This window comes from Anaerococcus sp. NML200574, from assembly GCF_026131665.1.
Classification (GTDB): Bacteria; Bacillota; Clostridia; order Tissierellales; family Peptoniphilaceae; genus Anaerococcus; species Anaerococcus kampingae.
On sequence record NZ_JAMXSM010000021.1, the window covers coordinates 1 to 13,724 of the forward strand.

The 13,724-nt window shown below is 39.2% G+C and carries 11 protein-coding genes; 8 read left to right on the forward strand and 3 right to left on the reverse strand.

Features of this window, described 5'->3' with window-relative positions; translation table 11 throughout:
- Positions 1–1,251 precede the first annotated feature (1,251 nt).
- The gene (locus NH286_RS08045; protein WP_265238131.1) at positions 1,252–2,733 is read right to left on the reverse strand and encodes a C69 family dipeptidase; all 1,482 of its coding nucleotides are present in this window, start codon (positions 2,731–2,733) and stop codon (positions 1,252–1,254) included.
- Positions 2,734–2,863: 130 nt separating this feature from the next.
- Between NH286_RS08045 and NH286_RS08050 the strand changes: the two genes are divergently transcribed.
- The 4 genes from NH286_RS08050 to NH286_RS08065 all read left to right on the forward strand — a co-directional run bounded on the left by NH286_RS08050 (position 2,864) and on the right by NH286_RS08065 (position 7,895).
- Entirely contained in the window at positions 2,864–4,165 is a 1,302-nt protein-coding gene (locus NH286_RS08050) for a glutamate-cysteine ligase family protein (protein ID WP_265238133.1), read from the forward strand.
- Positions 4,158–5,522: a DNA repair protein RadA gene (gene radA, locus NH286_RS08055; protein ID WP_265238135.1), complete on the forward strand. Its 1,365-nt coding sequence runs from the start codon at positions 4,158–4,160 to the stop codon at positions 5,520–5,522. The genes NH286_RS08050 and radA overlap by 8 nt, the downstream gene beginning before the upstream one ends.
- 90 nt (positions 5,523–5,612) lie before the next feature.
- Positions 5,613–5,996, forward strand: a complete 384-nt coding sequence (locus NH286_RS08060) for an FMN-binding protein (RefSeq protein WP_265212846.1) — start codon at positions 5,613–5,615, stop codon at positions 5,994–5,996.
- Between the two features lie 78 nt (positions 5,997–6,074).
- On the forward strand, positions 6,075–7,895 hold the full coding sequence (locus tag NH286_RS08065; RefSeq protein ID WP_265238138.1) for a flavocytochrome c: 1,821 nt from the start codon (positions 6,075–6,077) through the stop codon (positions 7,893–7,895).
- Positions 7,896–7,978: 83 nt separating this feature from the next.
- Here NH286_RS08065 and NH286_RS08070 read toward each other — a convergent pair whose 3' ends face one another.
- Positions 7,979–8,785: a helix-turn-helix domain-containing protein gene (locus tag NH286_RS08070; protein WP_265238140.1), complete on the reverse strand. Its 807-nt coding sequence runs from the start codon at positions 8,783–8,785 to the stop codon at positions 7,979–7,981.
- A gap of 103 nt (positions 8,786–8,888) precedes the next feature.
- On the reverse strand, positions 8,889–9,758 hold the full coding sequence (locus NH286_RS08075; RefSeq protein ID WP_265238142.1) for an NAD(P)/FAD-dependent oxidoreductase: 870 nt from the start codon (positions 9,756–9,758) through the stop codon (positions 8,889–8,891).
- A 146-nt stretch (positions 9,759–9,904) separates the two neighbouring features.
- Here NH286_RS08075 and NH286_RS08080 point away from each other — a divergent pair, with 146 nt between their 5' ends.
- The 4 genes from NH286_RS08080 to NH286_RS08095 all read left to right on the forward strand — a co-directional run bounded on the left by NH286_RS08080 (position 9,905) and on the right by NH286_RS08095 (position 13,714).
- A complete protein-coding gene (locus NH286_RS08080; protein ID WP_265238144.1) occupies positions 9,905–10,771 on the forward strand; it encodes a D-alanyl-D-alanine carboxypeptidase family protein in 867 nt (288 codons plus the stop codon).
- A 6-nt stretch (positions 10,772–10,777) separates the two neighbouring features.
- The gene (gene manA, locus NH286_RS08085) at positions 10,778–11,716 is read left to right on the forward strand and encodes a mannose-6-phosphate isomerase, class I (RefSeq protein WP_106461412.1); all 939 of its coding nucleotides are present in this window, start codon (positions 10,778–10,780) and stop codon (positions 11,714–11,716) included.
- 265 nt (positions 11,717–11,981) lie between these two features.
- A complete protein-coding gene (locus NH286_RS08090) occupies positions 11,982–13,073 on the forward strand; it encodes an ABC transporter ATP-binding protein (protein ID WP_106461413.1) in 1,092 nt (363 codons plus the stop codon).
- On the forward strand, positions 13,073–13,714 hold the full coding sequence (locus NH286_RS08095) for a hypothetical protein (RefSeq protein WP_265238147.1): 642 nt from the start codon (positions 13,073–13,075) through the stop codon (positions 13,712–13,714). Before NH286_RS08090 ends, NH286_RS08095 begins: the two co-directional genes overlap by 1 nt.
- The last annotated feature ends 10 nt before the right edge of the window (positions 13,715–13,724 follow it).

Sequence of the window (13,724 nt, forward strand, 5' to 3'; positions counted from 1 at the left end):
TCTTGATAAATCGCCCTTTTCTATAGAAAAGGGCCACCATCAATCTATAATATATTTGTATTGTAAGAAATTGAGCTACAACTTTTTGGGGGTACCATAGTCCCTCATCGGGCTCCCCCTTGCACCCCCTCCCCGTTACACCCCCAGGCGGCCCCTAAAGCGGGGAGCATGATAAGAAGCTTGCCTGCGGCAAGCCACTCTTTGTAGACAGAACTCCTTGTTTTAGCTATTCTTATCCTTACTGATTTTGACATTTCGATGCCTAAAAATCTCAATCTAGCCCAAATGTTTCTTTTATATGCACTCTATATCTCAGTAGTCACAGAAATTTATTATTCATTCGTGCTTCAGGAGATTTTCTTAACGGCATCTCCATTTACAAAATCTCTCGACCTTGGGAGAATTATTCTGTATTCTAAGAGGATATTAACGTCAAAGTATGGCTTAGGCTCGTTTTACTCTGCATAAGTCCTTCCATAGCTCAGCTTCGCTTCGCTAGGATAGGGCTATAGCCTTTGGCAAACATTGCGATAGATGGCTCTAAGGAAAAATGTCTTAAGGTTTACATAAATAAAATCGTCTATTATTTTAAATCGAGGAAGCGTTAAAAAATTTTGTTGAGCGTAGCGAATCTAAATTTTTAGCTGACGAGAGTTGAAATAATAGATTTTGAACCAGGATGAATAGCAGTCATGTACCAAAAGTTTGCGTAGCAAACATCCTTTTTCCCCGCGAGGGGTCGCTCGGAGGGTGTAACGGAAAGGGGGTGTAAGGGGGAATCCGATGAGGGAACGTGCGAAACGTTCCCTAGGGATTCCCCCTTGAACGAAGGGATATGTTTATAATAATCATTTATTATGTGATAAGATAACGAAGTAAAATACCATATAATATTGTATCACTAAAAGAAAAGTCTCTTGGGCCTCCCCTTATTACGAAGATTCAATAGTATATAAATATTATTAAATATAAGATAAAGTTACGAAGAAAAAATACCATATAATATTGTATCATTAGAAAAAAAGTTCCTTTAGGCGAAGTCATCAGCATGATGAAAATAATTCATAATGAGATTAAGTTACGAAGAGAACAACTTTTTAATAACATTATCTTGAATAATAAATAAAAATATTATTATCTTGGATAATAAAAAAGGGAATTTTTAGGGGGAAGCCCCCTAAAAAAACATTTTATAAAGGAAAGGGGAGAGCCCCGGGCTCTCCCTCTAACAATCTTATTGAAAATATGTTACTAAGCATCGCTTCTAGCAAAGGAATTTTTCATTTTATTACTTGCTTCATATAAGACCTTGTCTAAAAGTTTTAGGCTTGCTTTTTTAAGTCTATCTGCTATTTCTTGGTTGGCCTTTTCTAGTTCGCTTCTTAGGTCCTTTCCTTCTAGCTTTGCTTCTTTTACTTTTTTGTCGTATTTGTGGACTATTTCCCAGCCCATGGCTCCCATTTCTTCTTGGTAGCGTTCGATTAGGTTTGCTGTGTCGGCGTAGTGTGGGTCGGCTAGGGCTGCTATTAGGCGATTGGTCCAGTAGAAGTCTTCTGTTGTCACATCACCTGTGGTATCTCTTAGATAGGCTGGGGTGTCATCTACATTTGGATAAAATGGGAGCATGGCGTTGTAGACATTTGATCCTAGGGCTAGCCATTCTAGAGCTTTTATTCCTTCTGGCATGTATGGTCTTATTTGGACTAGGCCTAGGAAGTTGTTTCTATTGATGCCTATTGGTCTGAAGGCTCCCTTTTTGTCGGCGTACTTGCCATATGGGTCGTATTTTGTGCCTTGGTAGTGGTGGGAGAGGGCGTATTTTATATCTTCTGCTGTGATTTTTCTTTCTGGAACTCTTGACCATGGGATGTCATTGTCATCTGGTCTTATGTCTGCATTTTCCCCATCCCAAATGTTGGACCTTGGGTTGAAGAATCTTTGAAGGATCCAGGCCCTTGGTGTGTTGTAGACGTGGTCTGCGTCTGAATGGCTACCGAAGGCATCTCTTGGATTAAGATTTCCATCTAGGGATAGGTCTAGGAAATTATCTTTTATAAAGTCTTTTAAATCTTTGGAGCATAGGTGATTTTCGCCTTTTCCATAAGCATCTTCTAGGTCGAATGAGTCGATGCCTAGTTGGTTTGGCATGATTACATAGGAATCATCTGGGACTTTTTTGGCAATCCAGTGGTGGCCGCCGATTGTTTCTAGCCACCAGATTTCGTTTTCATCTTGGAAGGCTATACCGTTCATTTCGTATGTTCCGTATTCTTCAAGAAGGCTACCTAGTCTTAGGACTCCTTCACGAGCTGAATTTATATATGGAAGGGTGATGGTGACTATATCTTCTTCACCGATTCCTCCGATTATCTCCTCCTTGCCATCTTCTGCCTTTTTGTAGACTACAAGTGGGTCAGCTCCTAGGACTCTTTCGTTGGTGGTTAAGGTTTCTGTGGCTGTCATTGAGACGTTTTTCTCATTGACTCCGCAGGCTGCCCAGATTCCTTCGTCATCTACTGCATTTGGCATGGCTGTGTAGGACATTGGATTGTCTGGCAATTTTATCTCAACATGGGATAGGACTGATTTATATAAAGTTGGCTGGTCTTTCTTGTCAACTTTTATGAATTTTTTAGGACAATACTGGCCGCTGCCTGAATCTTCATTTCTAGCAACCAAGGTTGATCCGTCGTATGAGGCATTTTTACCTACTAATATTGTTGTACAAGACATTTTTTCCTCCTAATTTCTTATAGGATTAATATACGTCAAATTTTATTTCTATAAAATTTTCCTTTAAATAAATTTATAAATGTATTAAATTTTAATAATCGTATAATATGATTATAGATTTGAGGTAATTATGAATAGAGAAGAAAAATTAGAAAAAATTGTTGCTTACCTAAGAAGTGGGGAAAAGGACCCTGCTGATTTTAGGCTTGGTTTTGAAGTTGAACATTTTGTTGTGGATAAGGACACTTTGGAGTCTATTTCCTATTATGGGGAAAATGGCGTGGGGGCTAGCCTAAAAGACTTAAAAAATCTTGGCTATGAGGCCCTTGATGATTCTGGCCTTGCCCTAAGGGGCCATGGGGTGGATGTTTCTATCGAACCTGCCGGTCAATTTGAGCTTGCCATTTCTGCCAAGGCCTCTGTAGAAGAACTTTATAGGCTCTATGAGGAAAATATGAGAAAAATTGTCCCAGTTTTTGAAAAAAGAGGTCAATTACTTGTAACCCTTGGCTACCACCCAAAGACTAAGATTGACGATATCAAGGTCATTCCAAAGGCTCGCTACGATTTTATGTATAAATATTTTGCTGACTTTGGGGGCGATATGGCCCACAATATGATGAAGGGGACGGCCTCCATGCAGTTTGCTGTAGATTATAAGGATGAGGAGGACTTTAGGAGGAAATATTTCCTAGCCTCAGCCCTTTCGCCATTTATTTATTCAGTATTTGACAATTCTTATATTTTTGAGGGAGAAATCTATTATGAAAGAAACCTCAGACAGACAATTTGGGATAATACAGATAGGATGAGGACTGGTCTTTACGATTTTTCCTTTGATTCTGACCTAACATATAAAACTTATGCCGAAAGAATCCTTGAAACTTCAATGATTTTTATAAATAAGGATGGGGAAGATGAGTATGTTGGTAGAAAAACCCTTGAAGATCTAATGACAGAAGACAATGCCGACGCACTCGTTGACCACGCCCTTTCCATCGTATTTCCAGATGTTAGGGCCAAGAAATATATAGAAATAAGGATGGCAGATGAGGTGCCTTTCCCTTATAATATGGCAGGCCTTGCCCTAATTAAGGGAGTCTTCTTCAATGAGGAGATTTTTGATAAGGTCTATGAACTATTTTCTGACATGGACTATGACATGGCCACTAAGCTTAAATATAATGCAGCTAGGATGGGGATTTTCGCCCTTTATGAAAATGTAGAGCTCTACCAACACGTCCTAGACATCATTGACCTAGTGAGACCAGTCCTTAGTGAGTTTGAAAATAGGTTTTTAGATGAGCTTGAGGCCCTCCTAGACTTTGGCATCGTCCCAAGGGATATCTTTGCCAAAATCTACAAGGAAGACCCAAAAAGGGCCGTTTATGAATTTTCAGTCAATAAATTTGTAGAGGGATTAGATGGCTAAGGTCAAAAAAGCTTACGAATGCAAAAACTGTGGCCACACCCAAAATGTTTGGGCTGGCCAATGCCCATCTTGTAAAAAATGGGGCAGCTTAATTGAAGTCACAGTCAAGGAGACTAAGGGAAAGTCTGCTCAAATCCTAGATGACAAGGATGCTAAAAAGCTAAAAGACATTGAAATCAACGAATCAGAAAGGATTCACTCAGCCTATGAAGAATTTGATAGGGCGGTGGGCGGAGGCCTTGTCAGGGACTCTGTTTCAATCCTTACAGCAAGACCAGGAGCAGGCAAATCGACCCTCCTCCTTCAATTATCCAATTCCTATGCAAAAAGTGGTCTCAAAGTCCTTTATGTGTCAGGAGAGGAAAGCGAAAGCCAGATAAAATCAAGGGCCCAGAGGATAATGGATTCGGAGCCAGAAAATCTTTGGATCCTATCGACCAATTCAATGGATCTTGCTATCAAGGAGATTAAGAAAATCGACGCCGATATCATAATCCTTGACTCCATCCAGACCTTTAGCCTCCAGGAATTTGACAACAAGCAGGGCTCACCTACCCAGACAATCGAGGTGGCTGGAGCTGCTGTAAATTTAGCAAAAAACCCAGACAAGAAAAGGGCCTTCATCATGGTAGGCCACATGACAAAGACAGGTGAGATGGCAGGCCTAAGGACTCTTGAGCACTTGGTAGATACAGTCCTAATCCTAGATGGGAGTCCTGAGGAAGACCTGAGGGTTTTAACATCAAGCAAGAACAGGTTTGGTAGGACAGGCGAGATTGGCCTGTTTTCAATGGATGAAGAAGGCCTTGTGGAAATATCAAATCCAAGCGAGTATTTCATAACCCAAAGGGAAGTAGAAGCTGAAGGTTCAGCCATATCTGTCACCAAGGAAGGGTCAAGGCTACTGGAAGTAGAGATAGAATCCCTAGTTTCCAAGTCCTTCATGCCCTATCCCCAAAGAATCGGTGACAGTCTAAGGCGTGATGACCTAAACACCCTTATTTCAATCCTTCAGGAGCGTGCAGGCCTAAATCTTTTTGACTACAATGTCATAATAAAAACCACAGGCGGCCTAAAATTATCAGAGCCCTCTGTAAACCTTGCTATAATCATGTCCATAGCCTCTTCCTACCTCAAAAAGCCAATATCAGATAAGACAGTTTTCATAGCAGAAGTGGGCCTTACAGGAGAACTTAAAAAGGTTCCTCAGGTCAAAAACAGGGTCAAGGAGCTTGAAAGACTTGGCTATAAAGAGGTATTTTTAGCCAAAAACTCCCTAGATGCTAAAGACTTTAAGGAAATAAAGGTAAGAGAGCTTGCCAATATCAAAGAAGTTATTAAAGAAGTATTCAGATAAAGCAAAATCAACAATGACAAGGTTTTTTTCTTGATAATTTTGTATAAAGATGGTATACTTGGATAGAACAGAAGATAAAAGGAGAATAATATGAAAAAGAATATATTTTTAGTTGGAGCACTTGCTCTAGTTTTAGCCGCTTGTGGCAATTCAGCTGACAAGGCAGATGACGCTAACAAAGATGCAGCTGCACCAGCAGAAAGCACAGAATCAGCTGAAAAAACTGGATCTGCAACAGCAGCTGGTTACGGTGGAGACATCAAACTTACTGTAAAAATGGAAGGTGACACAATCAAAGACATCACAATCGATGAAGATTCTGAAACAGAAGGTATCGGTAAAGACGCTCTTCCAAAATTAGTAGAAGCTGCAAAAGCTGCTAACAGTGCAGAAATCGACAACGAATCAGGCGCAACAGTAACAAGTGAAGCCTTCAAATCTGCCCTAAGTGAAGCTATCAAAAACGCAAAATAGGAAAAACTAAAGAGGCTATCTTATAGATAGCCCTTTATTTTAGAAAATATCATCTATAAATCATAGGAAAGGGGTAATATGAACAAATTTAAATCCATAAGCCTAGCCCTAGCCATGGCTATAAGCCTTGCAGCATGTGGCAATCAGGCGGCAAATGAGCCTAGCAAAGAAGAAGCTAAGACTGAAACAAAGACAGAAGAAACAGCAAAAAAACCAGCAGACCTATCTGGAATAAGCGGTACATATGAGGGAAGCGCTAAAGGTTACGGTGGCGAGATTAAGGTAAAGGTAAGCCTTGATAAGGGCGTAATCACAGCCATCGAAGCAGAACACAAGGAGACAAGTTCAGTAGGTGGAGCAGGACTTGAAAGAATCAAGGAAGAAGTCATTGCCAAAAATTCTACAGACCTAGACAATATTTCAGGTGCGACCATTTCATCAGCAGCCTTCCTTTCAGCAGTAAATTCTGCCCTAGAAGAAGCTGGAATCAAGCCAGAAGACCTAGCGGCTAAGGAAGATGAGAAGGCAAGAGAAACTGAAATTACAACAGATACAGTAGTTGTAGGAGCAGGCGGAGCTGGACTTTCTGCAGCTATCCAAATGGCTCAAGATGGCAAAAATGTCACAATTGTTGAAAAAGCAGGGATTACAGGTGGTAACTCATCACTTGCTTCTGGTGGTATGAATGCTGCTGAAACCAAACTTCAAAAAGAAGAAGGAATTCCTGATACAGTAGAAACCTTTGTAGCAGATACAATGAAGGGTGGCCACGATAAAAACAACAAAGAGCTAGTTGAAAAAATGGCTCAAGAATCATCAGCAGCAGTTGATTGGCTAGAAGAATTAGGTGCCCCACTTAAACAACTTAAGTTCTCTGGTGGCCAAACAGAAATGAGAACCCACGCTCCAATCAATGACGAAGGCAAGTCAATCCCTGTAGGATCTTACCTAGTAAGCAAACTTACAGCCAAGGCCAAAGAGCTAGGCATTGAAATAGTTTATGATGCCAAGGTAGATAAAATCATCATGGAAGATGGCAAGGCAGCTGGAGTTGAAGCAACCTATCCAGACGGAGAAAAGCTAAAGGTAAATGCCAAGGCAGTAATCGTAGCTACAGGTGGTTTTGGTGCAAATAAAGAATTAGTTGAAAAATATAACCCAGACCTAAAGGGCTATGTGTCAACAAATGCTAAGTCAATCCAAGGTGATGCTATAGGATTTTTAGGAGATGTTGGGGCTAATTTCATAGATATGAAGGAAATTCAAATCCACCCAACAGTAGTCCAAAAAGACGGCTCACTAATCTCAGAAGGCCTAAGGGGTGAGGGAGCAATCCTTGTAAACCAAGACGGTAAGAGATTTGTAAATGAGCTTGAAACAAGAGATTTCGTTTCAAAAGAAATCCTAAGCCAAAAAGACCCATCAGCTTGGTTAATTGTAGACCAATCAATGATGGACCAATCATCAACAATTGCCAAATATTTCGAAAAGGGACTTCTCACAAAATGTGATGATTACAAGGCCCTAGCTGACTTAATTGGGGTTGATGAAGCCACAATCAAAGAGACAATCGAAGGCTGGAAGCAAATCGTTAAAAACAACCAAGACCCAGATTTTGGTAGAGAGGGCATGGATCAAACAAGAAGCGACCTATCAGTTGCTCCTTACTATGCAGTTCAAATCTCACCAGGCATCCACCACACCATGGGCGGGGTAGAGGTAAATACAAACTCTGAAGTCCTAGATAAAGACGGAAACCCAATCCCAGGCCTATATGCAGCAGGCGAAGTCACAGGAGGCATCCACGGAGCCAATAGACTAGGCGGCAATGCTGTAACAGACATAGTTGTATTTGGTAGAAATGCAGCTAAAAACGCCGAAGAATATATAGGCAAGTAAAAGCTTTAAAGAGTCCTTAGGGGCTCTTTTCCTATGGGAAGTTCTCAAAGCCATCAGTCAGAAATATTTAATTTTAATAAATTCTAAAAGGCAGAAGGTGCGAGATTTCCCGTAGACTTCATCCTAGCTAGCCTCCTGGCTCTGGCTAGCTGGGCTAGGAAGGGGTCTTCTGCTTGTAATTTAGAAAATTTTCCTAGCTTTTTGCGAGTCTTTCCCTTAGCCCAATCGTCATAGGCACCTGACCTGATTTTCTCATAATTATTCAAAAAATAAGTAAAGCTAATAACAAAATCGCCCACTTCGCCCTTTAGGAATTTGCTTTTGTCTATGGACTTGATTGTGGAAATAAGGTCTTCTTCTCCATAAGTTTTTATTAGAAAGTCAAGTCTTGCTTGATATTTGCTAGAGTCACTTATCTTAGCAATTTTTCCACCCAGACCATTCCAAATATCTAGGGGTGTCTTAGTCTTATTCATACTTGTATTATTAATACTTGTCTTATTATCCTTAAAGTCTCCTTCAAGACCCTCCCCTAAGTTTTCTTCAAGAGGGCCCTTTAAATCTTCTTTCATATCCTCTTTAAGATTGCTTGTAGGCTCTTCATTTCCTAAATCATTTACAAAAAGCCTTCTTTCCTTGATGCACTTGGTATTTTCTCTGTATTTGTATTCGACTCTTATATAAGAAAGCTTGATTAGCTTATTTATCCATTTTGAAACGGAGGTGACAGATGTGGATAAGGCTTCAGCAAAATAGGCATTTGTGGCATGGCAATAGCCCTTTTTCTGGGCTAGGGCCAGGATTTCTGAATATATTATCTTTTCATTTGCTAATAATCTTTTATCATACCTAACATCTGCAGGTAAAATTGTGTAATAAGTATTGGTCATTTCTTCTCCTTTGATATTTAAGTCTGCTTATATATAGCAAAAATGAGAAAAATGTCCCGATTTTTAGATAAAAAAATCCCCTTTCAATTGAAAGGGGGAAGATCTATTTGCTTGCTTTAATTCCTGCAAGGGTTCCGTCAGCTACTGCTGTAGCTATTTGTTTTACATCTTTTATTCTTACATCGCCTGCAAAATATAGGCCATCGACTTGAGATGAAATTTCTTCATCAAGGAAGGTGTTTTTGACATTTGCAAGGTCTTTTATAAGGTCAGTAGAGCCATTTTGGCCGATTTGAACATAGATTTCTATGCCATTTTCATCGCAAATCGCACAATCATCTAAGATAGCCTTTACACATTTATTATCCCTTATTTCTAAGTCTTTAAGGCTTGTAGATGTGTGGACCTTTATTTTATCTGAAGCCTCGATTTGCTTCTTAAATTCGTCAATGCACATTAGGGCATCTTGGTTTTGGACTATATGGACTTCCTTGGCAAATTTGGCTATATATAGAGCCTCCTTGCTTGCTCCATCTGATCCACCATTTACAATGACAGTTTTGCCTTTAAGGCTTTCTTCGTTGTCATATGGCCAATGTTTAACATCAAAGCCCTTGTAGTCTATATCAAGCTCTTTTAGCTTGGAGCCTGCAGCATAGATTAGCTTTTTGCTCTCATAGGAATTTTTGTCTGTCTTTACAAGGAAAAAGTCGTCCTTTTTCTCTATAGATAGACATTCTTCATAAGTTACATCGATATTAGAAAAGGCGAGCTGGTCTTTTAGTTTTTGTGAAAATTCCTCACCTGATTCATTATCGGCAAGGCTAGCATAATGACTAACTTTGGAAACATGGCTAATAAGGCCACCTACCCTATCTTTTTCTAGTAAAAGTAGGTCCTTGCCACGAGCTTTTGCATATAAGGCAGCGCTTACACCGGCAGGGCCTGCTCCAATAATTATTATATCTTTCATTTTTTTCACCTCTTTATTACTATCTGATAGAAATAATCAATTGCAAGTATCTTTCAAGTTTTTTTTATAAATTTTTCAAAGAAAGCTAAGCTATGCTTACAAAATATTTAATTAAGAAAAAACAAAAGAAGGTGTACAATAGATTTATGAGAAAGATTAGAAATTTATTAATTATTATTTTAACCTTGGCCCTAGGGCTATATATCGGCCTTAGGATTAGGAAAAAGATTGAAAATGACAAGTATATATCAAAAGCAGTTTATGTTTACAATTTGACTGATGATAAGGAGGTCCTAGCCAAAAATGAGAACATGACCCTGCCAATGGCTTCCCTTACTAAAATTATGACTGTAAGGGTGGCTTTAAAGCATATAGATAATCTAGCAGGCCTTGCGCCAATTGACGTGGGGGCCTATCAGAGGGCTGTTAATATGAATGCCTCGATGGCAGGTTTTGTGGGAGGAGAGTCTACAAGCTACAGGGACCTTCTCTATGCGACCATGCTGGCATCAGCAGGAGAAGCGGCAGATTCTCTTGCCATAAATGTGGCAGGGGCCATGGGAGATTTTGTAAAGATGATGAATGACGAGGCAAAAGCCATAGGCCTTAAAAATACCTCCTACGCCAATGCAGATGGGATGGATGATCCAGAAAATTACCAGTCAGCCAAGGATTGTGCCATGCTTATCAAAGATAGCCTAAATGATGGCAATTTCAGGGCAATCTTTACCAAGAAAGAATTTCAAACAACCCCTACAGCTGACCACCCAAATGGGGTATATATAGAATCAACCATCTTTAGACACCTCAAAGATTACCATCAAAACGGCTTTGAAATAATCGGAGGTAAGTCAGGAACAACAGATAATGCCGGACTTTGCTGGGCGACCCTGGCAGAAAAGGATGGAAAGGAATATATTGTAATAGTAATGGGAGTGCCTTATAGCGACATAAATAACCTAGGCGATTCCCACATCCAAGAGACACTTAGGATACTTGAAAATATAAGGTAGGTAGAAATGAAAGTATTATTTTTAAAAGGCGACTATCGTGAAAAAATCTGGGGCGGAGACAAGCTAAAAAATATCTTTAAGCTTGATGTATCAGATGGAAAAGTAGGAGAATATTGGGGCGTATCAGGCATGCCAGGCGAAAGCTCAGTCATCACTAATGGAGAATTAAAAGGCAAGACTTTAAGAGAAATCTATAGAGATAAGAAAGACCTTTTTGGAAATCCCAAAGAAGAAGAATTCCCACTTCTAGTCAAGCTCATAGATGCAGGAGATGACCTATCAATACAAGTCCATCCAGATGATGAGATGGCCGCAAGACTTCATGGAGCAAAGGGAAAGACTGAGTGCTGGTATATTTTAAATGAAGATCCTGCCTCAATTATCTATGGCCTAAATGTAGATAGTAAGAAAGAAGCCATAAAATTAATAGATGAGAGAAAATGGGATGAACTTTTAAAGGAAGTTCCAACAAAGCTAGGAGATTTCTTCTTTGTAAGGTCTGGTACAGTCCATGCCATAAAAAAGGGATCTTTAATCCTAGAAATCCAACAAGCATCAGACATCACCTATAGGCTTTATGACTATGATAGAAAAGATGATGAGGGAAAACTAAGAGACCTCCACCTAGAAGAATCCAAAGAAGCTATAAAAATTATAGAAAACGAAGATAAGATAGTAAATGAAGAAAAAGATGGTTATGACCAACGAATCCTCACATCAAATGAGTATTTCCAGGTTAGAGAGATGACCATAAAGACTTCTGCCAAGCTAGAAAGAGATAAGCTATACCTCTTAGAATTTGTAGTAGAAGGCCAGGGAGAAGTCCTTGTAGATGGAAAGACTTACCCACTTAAGAGGGGAGATTTCTTTATAATCACAAATGAAGCTAAATCTTATGAATTTAAGGGCCAGATGACCCTTGTTGAGTCAAATCCGGTAGACTAAAAATTTTAAAATTAATAGACCATTAGAAATAGGCCATCAAAGCTGGTCTATTTTTTTGCCTATTTTGCCTTTTAATTAGGTAAAACATTTTCCAAAAATAAAAATGAAAATATTTTCATAATTAGAACTTGATGCATAAAAATTATGAAAATGTGTTTATTATGCGATTCACTTGCATTTTTTATGCAGATGTTATAAAATAATATTTAGAAGAAAGGGATAACATTGGTAGAAAATCCTTTTCATAAGATGACAAGGAGAAAATATGGCTAATTTAAAATTAGAGCACATTGATAAGATTTATCCAAATGGTGTTCAAGCGGTATTTGACTTCAATTTGGATATTGAAGATAAAGAATTTATAGTTTTTGTAGGCCCATCCGGTTGCGGCAAGTCCACCACCCTCAGGATGATAGCAGGCCTTGAAGAAATTTCTGGAGGAAGTCTTTACATAGATGGAAAGCTTATGAATGAGGTAAGCCCTAAAGATAGAAATATTGCAATGGTTTTCCAAAACTACGCCCTCTATCCACACATGACCGTCTTTGATAATATGGCCTTTGGGCTTAAACTACAAAAGGTAGATAAGGCTGAGATCAAGAAAAAGGTCGAAAAGGCAGCCGAGATGTTAGAGCTAAAAGAATATCTAGACAGAAAGCCTGCGGCCCTTTCAGGTGGCCAAAGACAAAGGGTAGCCCTAGGTAGGGCTATAGTTAGGGAAGCTAATATTTTCCTAATGGATGAGCCACTATCAAACCTTGATGCCAAGCTTAGGGTCCAGATGAGGACAGAAATTTCCAAAATCCACGACCAGCTTGACACAACCACAATCTATGTAACCCACGACCAAACAGAGGCCATGTCCATGGCTACAAGGATTGTCGTAATGAAAGATGGCTACATGCAACAAGTGGGCACTCCAGAAGAAATCTATGACAAGCCTGCCAATATTTTTGTTGCAAACTTCATCGGTTCCCCTCCAATGAATTTCTTCAATGGAAAGGTAGCAGGCGGCAAAATTACAATCGGCAAGGAAGAAATCCCTGTAAATGATGCCCAAAAAGAGGCCATCAAGCCTTATGAAGGAAAGGAAATAATCATAGGCATAAGACCAGAATCCTTTGCCGTAAATCTAGATGAAAAAAGTGGAAAATCAATAAAAGCAACCATAGAAAACATTGAAATGCTCGGAGATGAGTCAATCCTTTATGCCCAAGCTGAGGAAGCTGCTAGCCAAATAGCAGTCAAGGTCCAGGGCAAGTTTAAGGGGGTTGAAAAGCATGATGAGATAAATCTTGATATCAATCTTGATGAGATCCACCTTTTTGATAAAGACACAACTATGAGAATTATCTGATGGAGTCCTTGTCAAAATCCCTAGGTGCCCTTGGGGAGATAATAATATTTATCATTCTTTCCCTAACCTACACGAGCTTGATACTCTTGCCTATAATTTTGATAAATCTTTTGATAGATAAAAGCCTCATTTCCTATATTTTCCTATTTGTGCCCCTTATAGGACTTTTAGGCCTTGCTATAGAAAGGGCCTTTATAGGAACGAGGAATGTATTTGTAAATCAAAAATCATTTTATAGACCATATTTTAAAGAGCTTTTTTCTACTAGGCCCATCAAAAAATATGCGACTTATTGCCTATTGCTTAGTCTATATTTTTACTCCTGTGATTCTTTGAGAATTTTGGAAAATGGAAGCTTAGGCCTTTTTATCCTTAGGATATTTTTAAGCCTAGCCTTTAGAAATATAATTTTCTATACCATCCTCCAAAGGGCCTTTAGAAAAGAGCTGGGATTTGTGGAAACTATCAAAAATTCTGCCATCCTTACTTTAAAATATCCCCTATATGCTATAATTATCTGCTTGGTATGGGGTCTAATCGAAGAGCTAATGATAAAAAACGCCCTTTGGACCTATGTGCTAGTGATAATTTTAGGCTTTATGGGCAATTTTATAAACCAAAGTAAAGTTAAAAACTTATAAGGAAGGTTAA

What these genes read in the sequence shown, in the direction of transcription:
- NH286_RS08045 (WP_265238131.1), bottom strand. Translation starts at nt 2,733, where the DNA reads ATGTCTTGTACAACAATATTAGTAGGTAAAAATGCCTCATACGACGGA.
- NH286_RS08050 (WP_265238133.1), top strand. Translation starts at nt 2,864, where the DNA reads ATGAATAGAGAAGAAAAATTAGAAAAAATTGTTGCTTACCTAAGAAGT.
- radA (WP_265238135.1), top strand. Translation starts at nt 4,158, where the DNA reads ATGGCTAAGGTCAAAAAAGCTTACGAATGCAAAAACTGTGGCCACACC.
- NH286_RS08060 (WP_265212846.1), top strand. Translation starts at nt 5,613, where the DNA reads ATGAAAAAGAATATATTTTTAGTTGGAGCACTTGCTCTAGTTTTAGCC.
- NH286_RS08065 (WP_265238138.1), top strand. Translation starts at nt 6,075, where the DNA reads ATGAACAAATTTAAATCCATAAGCCTAGCCCTAGCCATGGCTATAAGC.
- NH286_RS08070 (WP_265238140.1), bottom strand. Translation starts at nt 8,785, where the DNA reads ATGACCAATACTTATTACACAATTTTACCTGCAGATGTTAGGTATGAT.
- NH286_RS08075 (WP_265238142.1), bottom strand. Translation starts at nt 9,758, where the DNA reads ATGAAAGATATAATAATTATTGGAGCAGGCCCTGCCGGTGTAAGCGCT.
- NH286_RS08080 (WP_265238144.1), top strand. Translation starts at nt 9,905, where the DNA reads ATGAGAAAGATTAGAAATTTATTAATTATTATTTTAACCTTGGCCCTA.
- manA (WP_106461412.1), top strand. Translation starts at nt 10,778, where the DNA reads ATGAAAGTATTATTTTTAAAAGGCGACTATCGTGAAAAAATCTGGGGC.
- NH286_RS08090 (WP_106461413.1), top strand. Translation starts at nt 11,982, where the DNA reads ATGGCTAATTTAAAATTAGAGCACATTGATAAGATTTATCCAAATGGT.
- NH286_RS08095 (WP_265238147.1), top strand. Translation starts at nt 13,073, where the DNA reads ATGGAGTCCTTGTCAAAATCCCTAGGTGCCCTTGGGGAGATAATAATA.